The following is a 17,297-nucleotide window of genomic DNA, read 5'->3' on the forward strand; positions in this document are numbered from 1 at the left end:
TTGACGGTTTGATGACAAAAATCTCAAAAAAAGGATTGATTATGACGGTTTGATTACGATATGTTACTGATTCGTCACGAGGGATTGACCGATCGACACATCGATGGGTCAGTCCAGGCCAGGGACTTTCCGACATGACTCACCTCATCTTCTCGACACGCTTGCGCCCCATTGCCAAACTCGGTCGCGTTGTCACCATCGCTACCGTGGCAACCGTCGCCTTTGCTGGCACGGCGTCAGCCCAGCAGCCTGAGCTGCCTACCAATGCGCTCGCCCCCGAGATCACTGCCGAGGCAGACATGGCGGTTGCTGCGTACGAGACCTTCGCTGCCTCTAACGATCTCACCGACTACCTCGTCTATGCCGCACACCGGACGGCAACCGCTCGTTTGGCTGCTCGCGAGTTGGGCTACAACGAGTTCGCCATGATCGATTCATGGAAGAACAGCACACTTGATCATCAGCGCGCAGTGCTCGCTGCCATGACGCAGATTGGTGTGCCGTACCGGACCAATAGCAGCGTCGAAGACGAAGGGTTCGATTGCTCGGGCCTCACGTCGTACGCCTGGCAGGAATCTGGTGTCAAACTTCAGCGGGTCAGCGGTGCGCAGATCAGGAGCGCGACCAAGCTCGACCGTACGTCCGCCATGGCTGGCGACCTCGTCTACTACCCGGGTCACATTATGATGTTCCTGGGTGTCGACAACGCGGTTGTGCATTCGGTGAACACCGGCCGCACGGTCGAGATCGACACGATCTCGAAGCGGAGTGCCAACCGGGTCATTTTCGGCGATCCGTCGAGCTGATCGCTCTACGCTGCCAACGTGCGCAGCGAGCAAACGCCGACCGAGGCGCCCCAGGTTGACCTCGTCGTCGCTGTCGATGTCGGCGGGATGTCGATCAAGCGAGGCCTCGTTTCTTTCGGTGATGGAGGCGCACCGTCGGTCGAGTCGCTGCCGGCCCAACCGATCGATGCGACTGCGTCAGCCGATGTGTTGCTTGCTGCTTTGCGCAGCGCCATTGACCCGCTGCTGCGTCGGGCCGTTGACGGTCAGCAGGCTGATGTACTTGCCCTCGGGGTCGCTTTCCCCGGCCCCATGGACTACGAACGCGGTATCCCGGCGATTCGCGGGCAGCGCAAGTTTGACAACCTTTGCGGGGTTGACCTTCGAGCCTGGGCGACAACGGCGTGGCCAGACCAGACGCTTGATGTTCGATTTGTCAACGATGCCGAGGCCGCAGCGCTCGGCGAGAGTATTGCCGGCGCATCCCGCTCGAGCCAACGATCGCTGATGGTCACGCTCGGAACTGGGTTCGGTGCAGCTGCGGTGGTTGATGGTTGCGGAGCCTTGCTCGTGGGCGGCGTGAATGTGCAGCTGCTCTTCGAAGCGTTGGTTGAAGATCACGGGCGCGCTGACGATGTGCTGTCGGCCGTCGGCCTCGCAGCGCTGCTCGGGGTGCCAGTGGACGGCGTCGCAGGAGCGGCGCAGGCGGCGCGCGAAGGAGACGTCGCGATCTCCTCGTCGTTCGAAGAGTTTGGTCGCCGCCTGGGCCGGTTTCTCGCGGGACACGTCAGGGCGATGAACATGGACGTACTGGTGATTGGAGGCGGAGCAGGCAAAGCCTTCGACCTGTTTGCACCGTCGCTGCGCGCCGAAGTTCGTGCCGAAGTGCACGCGGCAGCGCTGGGGGAGCATGCTCCATTGATCGGCGCAGCAGCGTTCACGGTGATATAAAACCGGCGGAACAAGTGACCCGTTTGTCGGAACGTTCTCCGCGGGCCGGTTCAGCTGTGGATGTCGCCCGAGCTGTCGCGAAGGCTGGGGACGTTGCGGTTGGTGCGCCGGGCGATGATCTCGGCACAGATACTCACGGCGGTTTCTTCCGGCGTACGCGCTCCGATGTCGAGGCCGATCGGTGACATCAGACGATCGAGGTCGTCGGCATCGACGACACCGACCTCGAAAAGCCGCTCCATCCGCTTCGCGTGCGTTTTGCGACTGCCCATCACGCCGATATAACCGACACGCGTTGCCAATGCGCCCTGCACGGCTGGCACGTCGAACTTGGGATCGTGGGTGAGGATGCACACGGCATCTCTCGGACCCAGTTCGGCGCCGTGCTCATCGAACACCGGCGTCGGCCAGGTGACCTTGACCTCGTCGGCCATCGGGAAACGCCGACGGGTGGCAAAGACCTCTCGGGCGTCGCACACCGTCACGCGGTAGCCGAGGATTTTGGCGACCCGGGCGAGTGCTGCGGTGAAGTCGACCGCACCGAAGATCCACATCTGTGGCGCCAGAGCATGTGACTCGATGAAGACCCTCACCGTTGGCTGGTCGACCAGATCCTCGGGCGTGATCTGACCTTCGGGGCCGTAACTCCGCACGCTGGAAGTGGCCGCCTCGAGTTCGGCGACGGCGTCGCGCCCGACGACTCGATCGAGTTCCGGATGGCCGAGTGACCCAACGGGGTCGCCCTGTGGCTGCACAAGCAGCTTTGCGCCGATGTTGGGGCCTTCGATCACCGTTGCCAGCGCAACCGGGGACTCTGCACGGAGCAGCGACTCGTACTGCTCGAAGATGCTCACCAGTTGAGCTCCTCGATAAACAGGTGGATCGTGCCACCGCAGGTGAGGCCGACAGCGAACGCATCGTCGTCGGAGTAGCCGAAGGTCGTGATGCCAGCCTTTTCGGTTCCGTCGAGAATCGCCAGAGCCTGGCCAACTACCGCACTTTCGACGCAGCCGCCGCTGACGCTGCCAGCGACTTCGCCTGAGGCCGTCACGGCCATCGCTGCGCCGGGGTCACGCGGGCCCGATCCTTCGATGTCCACGACGCGGGCCACCGCCACGCGTTCGCCGGCGGCACGCCATCGAGCGATGTCTTCGAGCAGGTCTTTCATGCGGGTCTCCTGTTCATCTTTTTGCTCATCTCTTTGCTCAGCTTTTTGCTCACGGCAGGCTGATCACATCGGCGAGTTCTTGCATGGCGGCAACCGAATGGCCTTCCACGAAGTTGTCAACATAGGGGAGGGCCGCAGCCATTCCCCGAGCCAGCGGGGCATAGCCAGGCGTGACTTTCAGCGGGTTGACCCAGACGAGGCGATGGGTGACACGCTGGAGACGTTCCATCTGCGTGGCAAGCTCGTCGGGATCGCCGCGATCCCACCCATCTGACAGGATGACCACGATCGAGTTGCGCGCAAGGCCACGCACGCCCCACTCGTCGTTGAACTGGCGCAAGCCGACGCCCAATTTGGTACCGCCGCTCCAGTCGAGCACCCGCTGTCCAGCTTCGTGCAGTGCGATGTCAGGGTCGCGACTGTTGAGCTCGCGTGTGATCCGGGTGAGTCGTGTTCCCAGTGCAAAGGCCTCGACCTTCTGGCGGCCAGCGACCGCGGCGTGGACAAAGCGCAGCAACGCACGGGCGTACGGCTCCATCGAGCCGCTCACATCGAGGACGAGCACCAGGCGCCGGAGTCGTTCGGTCGGTGCTCGGAAATGACGCTCAATCGGCTCGCCGCCAGCTTTCAGCGATGCCCGAACCGTGCGCCGAATGTCTGGCCGAGCTGTGGCCCGTTTGGCAGGGCCGAGGCGCAGCGATCGGCGGGGCGACCCAACCAACTTCAGGCTGCTCATCATTTCTTGTGCCAGCACGAGTTCGTCGGGCGAGTAGTCGGCAAAGTCTTTGTTGCGCAGGATTTCGGTGGTCGAGAAGCGCAGCTCGACCGTTTCCTCGTCGTCTCCGTCGGCGACATCGGGGCCATCGTCGGCGCCGTCTTGCTCATCGGTGTCGATCGCAATCGTGATTGAGAGCGGGTCTTCTTCGTGCACGTCGTCGCCAGTGCTGCGCCGGTGCTCGAAGAACACAGCGAACGCCTTGTCGTAGATAGCGATGTCTTCGGGCCGCCTGACCAGCGTTGACATGCCTGACCAGTACGTACCGGCGCGGTCATCGAGCCCGACGGCACACAGGGCGCTGGCGAACGTGTGGGTGCTGCTGGTTGGCACGCGGAGCCCAGCGCCGCGCAGCACTCGGCTGAAGGCGACGGCGATCTCGGCTGGCTCGGTTGCCAGCTCGATCGTTGCACCTGGAACGTTGGCCGCGATCGCTGCGTTGGCAGCAGCCGAGCTCGTTCGCCCAGACGGTCGTGGCGGGGGAAGATCAGCCATCAGGCGTGCAGCAGGCCCTTTTCGATTGCCTGTTTGACGATTTCACCGATGCCGTGCTGTTCGACTCGCTGGTGGTCCTCGCGATATTTCAGGACCGTGCCCAGGGTGTGTTCGACGACTGAGTCGTCGAGCCGCTTCGCACCCAGCCGGCCGAGGGCCGTGGCCCAATCGATTGTTTCAGCAACGCCGGGGGGCTTGTAGAGGTTGAGGGCGCGAAGGCCTTCGACGGCAGCGGCGACCTGCTTGGCGAGCACGTCGTCGACGTCTGGCACACGGAGCTTGACGATCTCGACCTCTCGGTCAAAGTCGGGATGCTCGACCCAGTGATAGAGGCAGCGCCGCTTGAGCGCATCATGCACGTCACGGGTGCGGTTCGAGGTCAACACGACCAGCGGTGGCCGGTCAGTCCTAAACACGCCGACCTCGGGCACGGTGACCTGGAAGTCGGAGAGGATCTCCAACAAGTACGCCTCGAATTCGTCGTCGGCCCTGTCGACCTCGTCGATGAGGAGCACGGGTGGCGGGCCCTCGGTCGGCTCGATCGCCCGGAGTAGCGCGCGCTTGATGAGGAACCGTTCGCCGTACAGCTCAGCTTCGAGCGCGTCGGCGGTTGTCGACTGCGATTCTCCGGTTGCCTCGGTGGCTCGGAGGTGCAGGAGTTGCTTGGCGTAGTCCCAGTCGTAGACAGCCTGCGAGGCGTCGATTCCCTCGTAGCACTGGAGGCGGATCAGTTCGCCACCGGTGGCCTTGGCGAGGCTTTTGGCCAGCTCGGTCTTACCGACTCCTGCTTCGCCTTCGAGCAGCAGTGGCCGTCGAAGCGTCATGGCGAGGAACACCGATGTGGCAATCCCCTCGTCGGGGAGGTACCCCTGGGCAGAGAGAGCGGTGCTGACGTCGGCCGGGGTCACCGGGGGAACGATACCCGAGCCGGCGAACTCGGGACCGGACGCAGCGGATTCAGCGGCAAGGCGTCCCGAGTTCCCCGTCTGGGTCCCCTGGCTCGGCTCCCAATGCGATGTGAAGGTGGCAGACTTCGCTGATGGTCGACGTTCGGGTGTACTCGCCGGGGGCGAGCCGGGTGGAAGTGCGAGTTCTCGATGGCGACACGGTCTTGCTCGCACGGAACGGAAGCGGTTGGGCTGGCTCGGTGCAGGCCGACGATCGATACCAGATCATTATCGACGACGGCCCGGGCCTGGTCGATCCGTACGCCAGCGAGGTGTGGTTCGGCCCGGCCCACACACGCGACCGGCACGATGCCTGGGCCGTCGCATCAGCGTGGCCAGCACCGAGGCCGCAACGTCGGACAAGCCGACCGCTCATCGTGTCTGAAGCACATGTCCGGGGAATGACGAAACGACGCGACCGACCTGATGCGGGCACGTTTACTGCACTTGCTGATGAGCTGCCGCGGCTCGCTTCGCTGGGGGTGTCGGTCGTTGAACTTCTGCCGGTCCATCAGTTTGACCCGGCGGAACCGAATTACTGGGGCTACATGCCGCTCGCTTTTGGCGCCGTCCACCGGAGCTATGCGCACTCCGCTGCACCTGGGGCCGAGCTCGCAGACCTCGTGTCGGCGGCCCACGACGTCGACATCGAGGTCTGGCTTGACGTCGTACTGAACCACACGACCGAGGAGGACCGCGAGGGTCCGACCTACAACCTGCGCGGCCTCGCCGACAGGGAATATTACGTGGTCAACGACGACGGCAGCTACGTCAACGATGCCGGTTGCGGCAACATCATTGACACTACGTCACCCGTTGCCCAGGAGTTGCTGCTCACGTCGCTCGACCGGCTCGCAGATCTCGGCGTCGACGGCTTCAGATTCGACCTGGCAGCAGTGCTTGCCAGGGACCCTGCATTCGTTCGGTCGATCGGCGACTGGGCCGAACGGCGCGGGGTTCGCCTGATCGCGGAACCGTGGGATCTCGCGCGTTACCTCGCCGGGCGCGACTTCCCAGACGCGCGGTGGGCGCAGTGGAATGGCAACTTCCGTGACGACCTCCGGGGCTTCCTGCGTGGCGAAGGCGGACTCGTCGGCAAGGTGATGCAACGGGTGCAGGGCAGCCCCGTCATGTTCGATGCGCCTGCGTCATCGATCAACATGCTCACGGCCCACGATGGGTTCACGCTGCATGACCTGTTCGCCTACAACCAGAAGCACAACGGCGCCAACGGCTGGAATGGCAGCGATGGCACCGACGACAACAGGTCATGGAACTGCGGCTGGGAAGGTGAGGCCGAGGCTCCGCACGACGTCCTCGTGCTGCGCCGCCGCCAGATGCGCAACGCCATGTGCTTGCTGATGCTCAGCCACGGCACCCCAATGATCGTTGCGGGCGACGAGTTCGGTCGAACGCAGCACGGAAACAACAACCCCTACAACCAGGACAACGAGACATCGTGGATCGACTGGGAACGCAGAGAGGCGTTTGTCGATCACGAGCAGTTTGTTCAACGCCTGATCGCGTTCCGGGTGCAGCATCGGGCGCTGACGCAGTCAGAGCCGTGGGGGAGCGACGTCGAATGGTTCGGCGTCGCCGGAGACCCAGACCTCGCCAGACATTCGCGGTCGGTTGCTTGGCATATCGGCGACCTCTACGTGATGGCGAATATGTGGTGGGAGCCGCTCGACTTTGCGGTGCAGGTTTCCGGCCCGTGGGAGATTGCTCTGGACACGACGGATGAGCAGGGGTTCGTTGGGTCAGATCAGGTTGTCGGTGGTTCACTCCGAGTGGGGCCTCGATCGGTCGTCGTTCTGACGCGCGCCGACTGACCAGCGAGAATGGAGATCAGCCGAAACTGGTTCGTGTTCTTCGCGCGGTGGACCGCTGCGCGAGAATCACGCCATGAGCACAGGTGCGAGTCAGAACGTCGGGCAGTTGTTGACCAAGCGGGCATACCGCGACCCGGACGTCGAAGCGATCTTCGAACCGTCGAGCGATCGCCGCTTCTCGTTCAGGGAACTGAACAGCCGGTCGAACCAGGTCGCAAATGCGCTCACGGATTCAGGCGTGTCGCTCGGTGATCGCGTCGGTCTGCTGCTGATGAACGGCGTCGAGTTTGTCGAGTCGTTCTTTGCTGCTGGCAAGGTCGGCGCTGTCAACGTGCCGCTCAACTGGCGCCTCGTCGCCGACGAACTTGAGTTCATCCTGCACGACGCCGGCGTCACGGTGCTGATCTACGGCTCCGATTTCGCCGAGATCGCAGCCGAGCTGCGCAGCCGCGGTGACAAGACGGCGATCACGACCTGGATTCAGGTCGGAGGCCAAGCAACCGAAGGCGTGGCCGACTACGACGAGTGGATGGGTTCGGCCTCGGCCGACGAACCAGCCCCGGTCGGCGCCGGCGACGACCTGGTCTTCATCATGTATACGAGTGGCACCACCGGACTGCCGAAAGGCGTGATGCATTCGCACGACACGGTGCTGTGGTCGATCCTCACCGCTGTTGCAACCGCCGATTTCCAGGCGGGTGACAAGTACCTGATCTCGTTGCCGATGTTCCACGTCGGTGCCCTCAACCCGGTGCTCTGTTGCATCTATGGCGGCTCTTCGGTCACGATCCTGAAGGCGTTTGACCCACTGCAGTCGTGGGAGTTGATTCGCGACGAGAAGATCACCACAACCCTGATGGTGCCGGTGATGCTGCAGTACATGCTCGCTGTGCGGAACCCGGACGAACACGACGCCAGCACGCTGCGCTGGGTAATGAGTGGAGCTGCACCGGTCGCCAAGACCCTGATCGAGCAGTACGACGCACTCGGCATCGAAATTCACCAGGTCTACGGACTCACCGAGACCGGCGGGCCCGCCTGCCTCATCAGCTCAGCCGATGCAATCGCCCGCGCTGGCTCGACCGGTAAGGCGTTCTACTTCACCGAAGTCAAGGTCGTCAACGAAGACGGTGCTGACTGCGCTCCTGGCGAGTCGGGCGAAGTGTTGGTAAAGGGCCCGAACATCATGGTCGGATACTGGAACCGCCCGGAGGCCACCGCTGAGGCTGTCATCGATGGCTGGTTGCACACGGGCGACGTGGCGACCATCGATGTGGACGGCTTCGTGACGATCGTCGACCGCGTGAAGGACATGCTGATTTCTGGTGGCGAAAACGTCTATCCCGCCGAAATCGAGAGCGTGTTGCTGGCACACGACAAGATTGCCGACGTCGGTGTCATCGGGATCCCCTCGGAGAAGTGGGGTGAGTCGCCGCTCGCTGCGATCGTGCCGAAGGACGACTCACTCACTGCCGAAGAAGTGATCGAGTTCTGTAAGGGCAAGCTTGCGCCGTTCAAGTCGGTCAAGGTCGTCGAGTTCGTGACCGAACTGCCCCGCAACCCGAGTGGCAAGATCCTCAAGCGCGAACTGCGTGCCCAGTTCGCTGACCTCCGCGCCGACTGAACTCGGCTGAAGTCGGCTGAGCTGGGCGAATTCAGCCGAGTGGAACAGCGGTGCCGGACCAGGTGAAGAGTGCTGGATCACCCTCGATGATCATCTCGCGGTCGGCCGGAATGAACCATCCGCCGGCCGGCTCGTCGAGATCGAGGACGCGGACGCTGCCGTTGATCAGGATGTTTGCGGCCTGCACACCATCAGCGAGCGTGGCAATCACATAACGATCGCCAACCTCGGCGCCTGCCTCAGGGACGGCCCGGCATGGTCCGCCGGTGCAGACGATTTCCACACCGAACCGTTCGAGCTTGTCAGCAAACGCAATGACGAATTGGGCAGCGAGATCCCGGTTCAGGACATCGAAAGCGAAGTCTCGCTGCACTTGCTCACGGATGATCAAGTCGGCCGCACTGACCAGCGGGCGGACGTCGAGCACGTGCGGACTGACGCCATCGACAACGTCGATCTCGGTGAAGTACGGCGCGACGAGCAGGTTCAGGCGGAAACCAAACGAGTCGCCGAGCAACAGCGAGGTGCCGCCGATCGCCTCGGACCACGTTGATCTGGATGAGCGGCTGAAGCGCTTCTCGACCGTGTCACCGTTGCGGTCGACCACCATGAGCGGCGTGGTGGTGGTGGTCCCCGGAGCAGGATCTGCTGCCGAAATGATCTCCGGCTCGGACTCTTGTCGCCCGAGGAGGAGCGAGAGGTCGCCTGCGGCATCGATCTGGCTGATCTCGACGATGTGTTCGGGCTGCCAGAGCCCCGGAGCGATGTCATCTACGATGGCCCGTGCCGTCGCCGCGGCGCCGACGCTGGTCCAATGCGTGTCGAGCCTGCGATAGGCAGCCTCGTTGAGCGCGGCGGCTGCTCGCGTTTCCTCCCACGCTGTAACCAACGGCACGGAGGTGTCGAGCGTGCGGAGTCGATCGGCGGCAGCGAGCATGCAGTCGAGTTCGCGGTCGCTGCCATAAAGATCCGAGAAGATGCTCGCCTTATCAGGAGCGATTGCGAGGACGAGTTGTTTGTCGACGTGGACGAACACGTTGTGGACCCGGTCGATGGCCGCGGCGAGGTCCTGGTCAACGGGAGGGTCAAGGCACAGCTGGCTGGTCGAGGATCGGAGGAACAGCCAGCCGTCTCGACCAATCCGTACTTCGTCGGTGGTGGAGTCACCGAGCCATCGAGCGACGAAGGAGTTGAGCTTGACCGCCTCGTCGCGCAGCGGAAAGCTGTCGTCGAGGTACTGATCGAACTGATTGGCGACCGTTGTGTCGAGCAGGTTACTGGCGCTGATGTCTGGCCGCGCAGCCAGTGGTCGATTGTCGATCGACGGGCTGCGGTCGCCTGCCGCGTACATCGCAGCAGGGGCTGTGAGGCAGGTGGCAACGATGGCAATTTGGCCAAACCGGAGGATGCGGTGGAGAGCCATCAGAATTGAAAGTAGAGGAACGGGCTGAACGTGCTGGTGGCAACCAGTACGACGGAGACGGGCAAGATGGTCGCGAGGTAGGTCAGACGAAGCATCTGGCCACGAACAGACGTCGCGGCGACCAATTCGGGGCCGGTGCAAAAGCGGGCTGGCAATACGATCGAAGCGAGCGCAGCGAACAACACGATCTGCGAGCGGGTGGTGATCGACGCGTCGAAGAATCGGCCGGATGTCGCGCCGAGGCCGCCGGCGAACATGTCCGCGAGAAAACTCCCTGCCTCACTCAGGTCGGCGGCCCGGAAGAACACCCAACCGATCACGACCGTAACGAAGACTCCAGCTCGGCGGACAGCCACGAGGCCAACGTCTTGTGACGTGGACCGCTGGCCTGTCGCGCGTTCAATGATGAGAAGCGACCCGTGGAACAGACCCCAGACGACGAATGTCCAGTTCGCCCCGTGCCACAGCCCCGTGAGGAGAAACACGATCGACAGGTTGACGTAGGTCCGGATCGCTCCGCCACGGTTACCGCCGAGCGGGACGTACAGGTAGTCGCGGAACCAGTTGCTGAGGGTGATGTGCCAGCGGCGCCAGAAGTCGGTGATCGACACGGCGGAGTAGGGCCGGCGGAAATTTTCCGGAAATGTGAAGCCCAGCATCTGGCCAAGCCCGATTGCCATGTCCGAGTATCCGCTGAAGTCGAAGTAGATCTGCATTGAGTAGGCGAGTACACCGATCCAGGCGGCAGGCGGCAGGTGTCGACAGTGACCCGGCGTTACCGAACGCGGCATCGGCGATCGGCGCGATCGCGTCGGCGACGATCACCTTTTTCGCCAGACCGTGTGTGAACCGCACCATGCCATCGGAGACGCCCTCGGCGGTGATCTTGCGGTGGGTGAGCTGCTCAGACAGTTCGTGGAACCGGACGATCGGCCCAGCGACCAACTGGGGAAACAGCGACACGTAGAGCGCAAAGTCAATCGGGTTGCGGAGATGGTCGGCACGGCCGCGAGCCACGTCGATGGTGTACGACATCGACTGGAACGTGAAAAACGAGATGCCGATTGGCAGCGTCACGGAGGTGTGAGCAATCGCCCCGAAGCCGAGTGAATTCAGCTGTTCGACCAGAAAGTTGGCGTACTTGAAGTAGCCCAGTAGCGACAGGTTGAGTACGACGGAAGCGGCAACAGCGAATCGGACAGTGCTCCTGCTGTGCTGGGCTCGACCACGAGCAACGAGGAGACCGAAGCAGTAGTCGACGGCTGTGGAGATGACCAGGAGGAGCACCAGTGCGCCGCTGCCCCACATGTAGAAGAACCACGAGCATCCGAGCAGCCAGAAATTGCGCAACCGGACGGGCAGAACGACAGCCACGGCAAATGCGATGGGCAAGAAGAAAAACAGGAAGGTGATCGAAGAAAAAACCATGCGCTGCCCGAGAGCGAAATGATCCTATCGATGGCGTGGAGCGGGCTCGCCAATGGGTGCGTCCGAAACGTTCGCCTGCAACTGGCTACGGTCAACGTATGGATCTTGGAATTTCTGGACGTCGGGCGGCCGTTGCTGCAGGATCTTCGGGGCTTGGCCTCGGCAGTGCGAAAGCGTTGGCGGCAGAAGGTGTCCACGTGGCGATCTGTGGTCGAGACGAGGAAAAGTTGGAGGCCGCAGCGGTTGCGGTCGGCCATGGCTGTATTCCGATTGTCGCTGATGTGTCGACCGTTGACGGCGCTGCCGGGTTCGTTGACGCCGCACGGGCGGCGCTCGGCGGCCTCGACATTCTGGTTCCCAATGCGGGTGGTCCGCCTCCCGGTAACTTCGAGTCGACACCCGTCGATGCGTATCAGGCGGCACTCGACCTCAACCTGCTGTCGATTGTCGCCATGTGCAAGGCCGCAGTCCCGGCAATGCAGCAACAGCGGTGGGGTCGCGTCGTTGCGATCACATCGCTGTCAGTGCGTCAGCCGATGCCGCAGCTGATCCTGTCGAACACGGCACGGGCAGGAGCCACAGCGTTTCTGAAGACGCTGGCGTCCGAAGTTGCTGAAGATGGGGTCACGGTCAACACGGTGCAGCCGGGCGTGCATCGGACACCCCGCCTCGATGCGCTCTACACGCCTGACCAGATGGATCAGATACGGATGGGTGATGCCGACCACTTTGGCGCACACGTCGCGTTCCTGTGCAGCGAACAGGCGCTGTTCACGAACGGGGTACAACTGCAGATCGACGGCGGCGCCTACGCCGGCTTGCTCTAGTCAGCGAACGGCAGTCTCGGCGATATCGATCTCAGCATCGTCTGATGCTCGGTCTGTAGTCGGTGCACGAGACGCTTCACTGAGGTGAGCTTCAATGCGGTTCCAGAGTAGGAACGAGCCCCCGACCACGAGCCAGCCACCGATGGCATCGATGAAGTAGTGCTCGGCGAAGTAGGCGAGCGCCACGGCCATGGTGAGCGGATAGAGCAACATCGCGGCTCGGACGTACCGGTTGCTGATCTGGGGCCAGAAGAACACGACGACGAACAATGCGAAAGCTGAGTGCAGCGATGGCATCGCAGCGACTTGGTTGGCCCAATCGCGACCGGTATCCCACGCTTCGACGAAGCCGTCGAGCCCAATGTGGCGCCACCCGTTGCCGGTTGGCCGGCGCAGCGGTGGGAGCGCAGTGAGGTCGAGGCCGACGCGATTTGTGCCCCCGGCGGCCATCCACGGGGGAGCCGTCGGCAGGATCACAAACATCACGCATGCAACGAAGAGCAGGGTGCCGAAGCGCCGCATGTAGCGGACCCACTGGTTGCGATTGCGAAGCCACAGCACAGCGATGACGACGGGTGGCACGATGAAGTGCGAGTAATAGACGCACGAGCCGATGACGTCGTACCACTGGACGTTGTCAGGGCCGCGATAGAAGCGTTCCTGGAGCCAGACAACTGGGTCGGTACCGAAGAACAGGAATCGGTCGATGTTGCGGACCGACTCGACCTGGATGGGCATACCAAGCCCATCGGCGAGGCCCCTGCTCTCGTCGTATGCCAGCCACATCACCACAAAGATGCCGAGGTCGCCCGCCATTTTGGCCCACTCGCGAAGCGGGCGGCCAAGGCTGGCAAGGCTGAGGAAGATCGCGAAGGACCAGAGAACCGACACGCGATCGATAATCACGCCCTTGGCAAAGAACCACCAGACGTAGCCCACGCCGTATGCCGCGAGCGCCGACCAGCGGATTTTGACCCAGTCGAAGCCGACCGCACGGAGGAATCCGGAGTACCCGGCCACGATGCCCGCGCCGATCAGCGACCACCACAGGACCCTCCAAAGGCCCGATGTCGAAATCGCCAGCAACATTGCGGCCGAACGCTACTCCCCGTTCACCGCGTCGTTCCCGCGCTGCCCCACACCGAACAAAAAACTGTCTGGGCAGTCAGGCAACGAGAGGTGAGAGGTGACGCCGCAATTGGGCGAACTGGACCGTCAGGAGGAGGCTTCGGTGAGGGCGCGTTTGGTGAGAATGCGCGCGAGATGCTGGCGGTACTCGATACTGGCGTTGAGGTCAGCCGTCGGGTCGGTGCCCGTTGCGGCTTCAGCTGCGGCATCTTCGATCGATGCGCCGCTGGCGATTGCCGAGCTGACACCGGTGGCAAGGATCGGGACCGAACCCATGTTGACGAGGCCGACACCTGACTCGGTGCCGTTGCGCCATGCAGCCACACCGACGATTGCCCAGTCTTGGGCACGACGGTTGAATTTCTGGAAGCTCCAGCCGGCTCCGCCCATTTTCGGGACGCGGATCTCGGTCAGGAGTTCGTCGGGGGCGAGGGCCGTCGTGAGGAAGCCCTGGAAGAAGTCGCCAGCAGCTATTTCGCGGGTGCCGTTCGGGCCTTGCGCAACGTAGGTGGCGCCCATGGCGAGTGTGGTCGCCGGAAGATCGGACGCAGAGTCGCTGTGCGCGATCGAGCCGCCGATGGTGCCTCGGTGACGCACCTGCGGGTCGCCGACGTGGCTGGCCGCGTGAGCGAGCAGCGGTGCGTGCTCTTTGAGGACGGGGCTGTTCTCCACGTCCATGTGGCGGGTCATGGCGCCGATGGCGATCATGTCTCCATCTTCACGAATGTAGGACAGGTCACTGAGGCGGCCGATGTCGACCAGCACAGTGGGCTGAGCGAGGCGGAGCTTCATCAGCGGCAACAAGCTGTGACCACCAGCGATGAACTTTGCCTCGTCACCGTGTTGACCGATGAGGCTGATTGCCTCCTCGGCGGACTCGGCACGGACGTAGTCGAATTGTGCGGGAATCACGCGTTGTTCTCCTGATTGGTTGCTTGAGCTTGTTGAATTGCATTCCAGACATTCAGCGGGCTCGCTGGCATCTGAATGTCTTGGATGCCGAGGCCTGAGAGGGCATCGACGACGGCGTTCATGATGCATGGAGCTGCACCGATTGTCCCAGCTTCGCCGACACCCTTGACGCCAAGCGAATTGGTCGGCGACGGAGTCACGCTTTCTCCGACCGTGATGGGCGGAACATCGCTGGCGGCGGGAACGAGATACTCGGCCAGCGTCGACGAGAGGAGGTTGCCGTCTTCGTCGTAGCGGGCCTCTTCGAAGAGCGCCTGAGCAAGGCCCTGGATCACACCACCGTGTACCTGGCCGTCAACGATCAGCGGGTTGACCTTGTTGCCGCAATCGTCGACTGCGACGTATTGGAGTACTTCGATGTTGCCGGTCTCGGTGTCGATTTCGACGGCGCACATATGTGTTCCGAATGGCCACGAAAAGTTTGGCGGGTCGTAGGTGACCTGCATTTCGAGGTTCGGCTCGAGACCGTCAGGAAGGTTGTGCGCCGTGAAGGCCTCGAAGGCGACGGCTGCGAGTGCCATCGTCTTGTCGGGCGACCCCTTGACGGTGAACATGCCTCCGGCGAATTCGAGGTCGTCCTCGTTCGCTTCCATTTGGTGCGCGGCGATCTTGCGGGCTTTGTCGATGACCTTGTCGCAGGCCAGGCCGACAGCAACACCACCGACGGGGAGCGAACGGGAGCCGTATGTGTCGAGACCCATCGGCGCGATTGCAGTGTCGGAGTGGAGCACGTCGACATCGGATGGGTCGACCCCGAACTTGTCGGCAGCGATCATCGACCAAGCCGTTTCGTGACCCTGACCGTGCGGCGAGGTGCCGGTGACGACCTGGATTTTTGACGTAGGCAACACCCGAACGGTTGCCGATTCCCAGCCTCCGGCCGAGTAGTTCAGCGAGGCGAGAACTCGGGACGGCGCAAGGCCGCACATCTCGAAGTAGGTCGACACGCCGATGCCGAGGCGCTTGGTTGAGCCTTCGACGTTTTGGGCTGCTTGCTTGGCACGCATGGCGTCGTAGTCGAGGATGTTCTCGGCGATGGTCGCGGCCTTGTCGTGGTCGCCCGAGTCGTACACCAGGCCGGTGTAGGCCTCATACGGAAACGCTTCTTTTGGGATGAAGTTGCGCCGACGCAGAACAAGTGGGTCGATGTTCATCTTGCGTGCGAGTGCATCCATCGCATGTTCGATCGCGTAGGTGGCTTCGGGACGGCCGGCGCCGCGGTAGGCATCGGTTGGCGTCATCGTGGTAAATACCGACGTGCAGGAGAAGTCGAACGCTTTGGGGATCTGGTAGACCCCGCCGTAGAGGAACGCACCGAGCAGCGGTACGCCAGGCGTGACCAGTTGCAGGTAGGCGCCCATGTCGCCGATGAGGCGGACACGCAGGCCGGTGATCTTGCCGTTCTCGTCAGCAGCCAGCTCGATGTCTTGGATCTGCCCGCGGCCATGAACAGTGGCTTGAGCGTTCTCGGAGCGTTCTTCGTTCCAACGCACCGGAACCTTCAGCGTCTGTGCGAGTTGCACGCAGAGCAGTTCTTCGGCGTAGACGTTCAGCTTCGAACCAAAACCGCCGCCGACTGCGGGGCACACGACACGCAGTTGGTGCTCGGGGATGCCGAGCGTGAGTGCGGTCATCACCTTCAAAATGTGCGGAACCTGCGTGGAGGAGTACAACGTCATGTCGCCGCCGAAGGGCTGCGGCAGGGCAACCACTGCACGGGGCTCCATCGCCATGGGAATGAGGCGCTGCTGGATGTAGCGCTCTTTCACCACGTACGCAGATTCGTCCATGGCCTTCTGGCAGTCACCCTCGTTGTCTTCGATAACGAGGGGCCAGGTGTATGACCTGTTGGTCCCGAGTTCTTCGTGGATGACGATGACGTCGCTGAGCGATTTTTCGAGGTCGATGACGGCAGGGAGGACGTCGTACTCGACGTTGATGAGGTCGAGCGCGTCGTGTGCGATTGAATCGTTTACAGCGAGGACGGCACAGACGCCGTCGCCGACGTAGGCGACCTTGCTGACAGCCAGCGGATAGTGCGCCGGGTTCTTCATGTCATCGGTGACCGGCCACGCGCAGGGCATTGGCGCCGCCCAGGAGTCGGCCAGATCGGCACCGCTGTAGACGCTGTGCACGCCGTCAAGCGCAGCAGCAGCTGACGTGTCGATTGAAACGATACGCGCATGCGCATGCGGGCTGCGCAGCACGGCCATGTAGAGGGCCCCCGGCACCTTCATGTCGTTGGTGAAGATCGCTTCACCGGTGAGCAGCGCAGGATCTTCCTTGCGCAGCATGCGTTGACCAAGCACCCCGTTGCCAGCGGCGATGGATTCGTCGCTGGCCTCCATGTTGTCGGTCGTGAGTTCGTGCAGATCTGTCATTGCTGGACCCCCATCCAGTTCAATTCCGCCCCCAGGCGGAGGTGTTGCGGTGTGTGCGGCCGGTCAGGCGCTCGCTGCGGCGAGAACCGACTTGACGATGTTGTGGTAGCCAGTGCATCGGCACAAGTTGCCCTCGAGGCCGATCCGGACATCGTGTTCAGATGGGTTGGCGTTCTCGGCGAGCAGGCTGGTTGCCGCCATTACCATGCCGGGCGTGCAGTAGCCGCACTGCAGGCCATGGTTCTCCATGAACGCCTGCTGCATCGGGTGCAACGTGCCATCGGCGTCCGCCATGCCTTCGATGGTGCGGACTTCCTGGCCGTCAGCCTGGACAGCGAGCACCGTGCAGCTCTTGACGGCTTCGCCGTTGAGGTGGATCGAGCACGCACCGCACGACGACGTGTCGCAGCCGATGTTGGTGCCCGTCAGGCCGGCGTTATCGCGGATGTACTGGACGAGCAGTGTGCGCGGCTCGACATCGTGCGTCTGCACGGTGCCATTGATGGTGACGGAAACTTCCACGGATGGACCCCCAGGGTGTTATTTCGACCGATCAGTCGG

15 protein-coding genes are annotated in these 17,297 nt (G+C 62.8%); 5 read left to right on the forward strand and 10 right to left on the reverse strand.

From position 1 onward, the window contains the following. The first annotated feature begins 134 nt into the window (after positions 1 to 134). Complete coding sequence (locus ACH2EI_RS14535) at positions 135 to 806, forward strand: C40 family peptidase (RefSeq protein WP_395152198.1); 672 nt, start codon at positions 135 to 137, stop codon at positions 804 to 806. Between the two features lie 18 nt (positions 807 to 824). Continuing rightward, positions 825 to 1,736: an ROK family protein gene (locus tag ACH2EI_RS14540; RefSeq protein ID WP_395160549.1), complete on the forward strand. Its 912-nt coding sequence runs from the start codon at positions 825 to 827 to the stop codon at positions 1,734 to 1,736. A 50-nt stretch (positions 1,737 to 1,786) separates the two neighbouring features. Here ACH2EI_RS14540 and ACH2EI_RS14545 read toward each other — a convergent pair whose 3' ends face one another. From ACH2EI_RS14545 to ACH2EI_RS14560, 4 genes are read right to left on the reverse strand one after another with little or no spacing between them, the layout of a single operon-like run. Then, entirely contained in the window at positions 1,787 to 2,590 is an 804-nt protein-coding gene (locus ACH2EI_RS14545; RefSeq protein ID WP_395152194.1) for an XdhC family protein, read from the reverse strand. Beyond that, on the reverse strand, positions 2,587 to 2,904 hold the full coding sequence (locus ACH2EI_RS14550) for an XdhC family protein (RefSeq protein ID WP_395152192.1): 318 nt from the start codon (positions 2,902 to 2,904) through the stop codon (positions 2,587 to 2,589). The genes ACH2EI_RS14545 and ACH2EI_RS14550 overlap by 4 nt, the downstream gene beginning before the upstream one ends. A 49-nt stretch (positions 2,905 to 2,953) precedes the next feature. Beyond that, on the reverse strand, positions 2,954 to 4,174 hold the full coding sequence (locus ACH2EI_RS14555) for a VWA domain-containing protein (RefSeq protein WP_395152190.1): 1,221 nt from the start codon (positions 4,172 to 4,174) through the stop codon (positions 2,954 to 2,956). Beyond that, entirely contained in the window at positions 4,174 to 5,082 is a 909-nt protein-coding gene (locus tag ACH2EI_RS14560; RefSeq protein WP_395160551.1) for an AAA family ATPase, read from the reverse strand. The genes ACH2EI_RS14555 and ACH2EI_RS14560 overlap by 1 nt, the downstream gene beginning before the upstream one ends. A gap of 131 nt (positions 5,083 to 5,213) precedes the next feature. On the opposite strand from ACH2EI_RS14560, the gene ACH2EI_RS14565 reads away from it, so the two are divergent. Then, the gene (locus ACH2EI_RS14565; protein ID WP_395160553.1) at positions 5,214 to 6,953 is read left to right on the forward strand and encodes an alpha-amylase family glycosyl hydrolase; all 1,740 of its coding nucleotides are present in this window, start codon (positions 5,214 to 5,216) and stop codon (positions 6,951 to 6,953) included. Positions 6,954 to 7,026: 73 nt separating this feature from the next. Continuing rightward, entirely contained in the window at positions 7,027 to 8,577 is a 1,551-nt protein-coding gene (locus tag ACH2EI_RS14570; protein ID WP_395160555.1) for a long-chain-fatty-acid--CoA ligase, read from the forward strand. Between the two features lie 31 nt (positions 8,578 to 8,608). Here the strand turns inward: ACH2EI_RS14570 and ACH2EI_RS14575 are convergent, their stop codons facing one another. Both ACH2EI_RS14575 and ACH2EI_RS14580 read right to left on the reverse strand, forming a co-directional pair. Continuing rightward, a complete protein-coding gene (locus tag ACH2EI_RS14575; protein WP_395160557.1) occupies positions 8,609 to 10,000 on the reverse strand; it encodes a hypothetical protein in 1,392 nt (463 codons plus the stop codon). Then, positions 10,000 to 10,791 carry an MBOAT family O-acyltransferase gene (locus tag ACH2EI_RS14580; protein WP_395160559.1) on the reverse strand — a complete coding sequence of 264 codons (792 nt, stop codon included), beginning with the start codon at positions 10,789 to 10,791 and terminating at the stop codon, positions 10,000 to 10,002. The genes ACH2EI_RS14575 and ACH2EI_RS14580 overlap by 1 nt, the downstream gene beginning before the upstream one ends. A 735-nt stretch (positions 10,792 to 11,526) precedes the next feature. On the opposite strand from ACH2EI_RS14580, the gene ACH2EI_RS14585 reads away from it, so the two are divergent. After that, on the forward strand, positions 11,527 to 12,255 hold the full coding sequence (locus ACH2EI_RS14585; protein ID WP_395152180.1) for an SDR family oxidoreductase: 729 nt from the start codon (positions 11,527 to 11,529) through the stop codon (positions 12,253 to 12,255). Here the strand turns inward: ACH2EI_RS14585 and ACH2EI_RS14590 are convergent, their stop codons facing one another. The 4 genes from ACH2EI_RS14590 to ACH2EI_RS14605 all read right to left on the reverse strand — a co-directional run bounded on the left by ACH2EI_RS14590 (position 12,256) and on the right by ACH2EI_RS14605 (position 17,258). Further along, complete coding sequence (locus tag ACH2EI_RS14590; RefSeq protein WP_395152178.1) at positions 12,256 to 13,344, reverse strand: phosphatase PAP2 family protein; 1,089 nt, start codon at positions 13,342 to 13,344, stop codon at positions 12,256 to 12,258. Between the two features lie 126 nt (positions 13,345 to 13,470). Next, positions 13,471 to 14,295 carry an FAD binding domain-containing protein gene (locus tag ACH2EI_RS14595; protein WP_395152176.1) on the reverse strand — a complete coding sequence of 275 codons (825 nt, stop codon included), beginning with the start codon at positions 14,293 to 14,295 and terminating at the stop codon, positions 13,471 to 13,473. Further along, positions 14,292 to 16,703: a xanthine dehydrogenase family protein molybdopterin-binding subunit gene (locus ACH2EI_RS14600; RefSeq protein ID WP_395152254.1), complete on the reverse strand. Its 2,412-nt coding sequence runs from the start codon at positions 16,701 to 16,703 to the stop codon at positions 14,292 to 14,294. Before ACH2EI_RS14600 ends, ACH2EI_RS14595 begins: the two co-directional genes overlap by 4 nt. Before the next feature lie 96 nt (positions 16,704 to 16,799). Beyond that, positions 16,800 to 17,258: a (2Fe-2S)-binding protein gene (locus ACH2EI_RS14605; protein ID WP_395152174.1), complete on the reverse strand. Its 459-nt coding sequence runs from the start codon at positions 17,256 to 17,258 to the stop codon at positions 16,800 to 16,802. Positions 17,259 to 17,297 lie beyond the last annotated feature (39 nt).

This window comes from Ilumatobacter sp., assembly GCF_041688325.1.
In the GTDB taxonomy this organism is placed as follows: domain Bacteria; phylum Actinomycetota; class Acidimicrobiia; order Acidimicrobiales; family Ilumatobacteraceae; genus Ilumatobacter_A.

Bases quoted from the DNA above. Each gene is read 5' to 3' on its own strand.
- ACH2EI_RS14585 (WP_395152180.1), top strand. From the start codon at position 11,527: ATGGATCTTGGAATTTCTGGACGTCGGGCGGCCGTTGCTGCAGGATCT.
- ACH2EI_RS14550 (WP_395152192.1), bottom strand. From the start codon at position 2,904: ATGAAAGACCTGCTCGAAGACATCGCTCGATGGCGTGCCGCCGGCGAA.
- ACH2EI_RS14555 (WP_395152190.1), bottom strand. From the start codon at position 4,174: ATGGCTGATCTTCCCCCGCCACGACCGTCTGGGCGAACGAGCTCGGCT.
- ACH2EI_RS14600 (WP_395152254.1), bottom strand. From the start codon at position 16,703: ATGGAGGCCAGCGACGAATCCATCGCCGCTGGCAACGGGGTGCTTGGT.
- ACH2EI_RS14535 (WP_395152198.1), top strand. From the start codon at position 135: ATGACTCACCTCATCTTCTCGACACGCTTGCGCCCCATTGCCAAACTC.
- ACH2EI_RS14570 (WP_395160555.1), top strand. From the start codon at position 7,027: ATGAGCACAGGTGCGAGTCAGAACGTCGGGCAGTTGTTGACCAAGCGG.
- ACH2EI_RS14580 (WP_395160559.1), bottom strand. From the start codon at position 10,791: ATGCCGCGTTCGGTAACGCCGGGTCACTGTCGACACCTGCCGCCTGCC.
- ACH2EI_RS14575 (WP_395160557.1), bottom strand. From the start codon at position 10,000: ATGGCTCTCCACCGCATCCTCCGGTTTGGCCAAATTGCCATCGTTGCC.
- ACH2EI_RS14590 (WP_395152178.1), bottom strand. From the start codon at position 13,344: ATGTTGCTGGCGATTTCGACATCGGGCCTTTGGAGGGTCCTGTGGTGG.
- ACH2EI_RS14565 (WP_395160553.1), top strand. From the start codon at position 5,214: ATGGTCGACGTTCGGGTGTACTCGCCGGGGGCGAGCCGGGTGGAAGTG.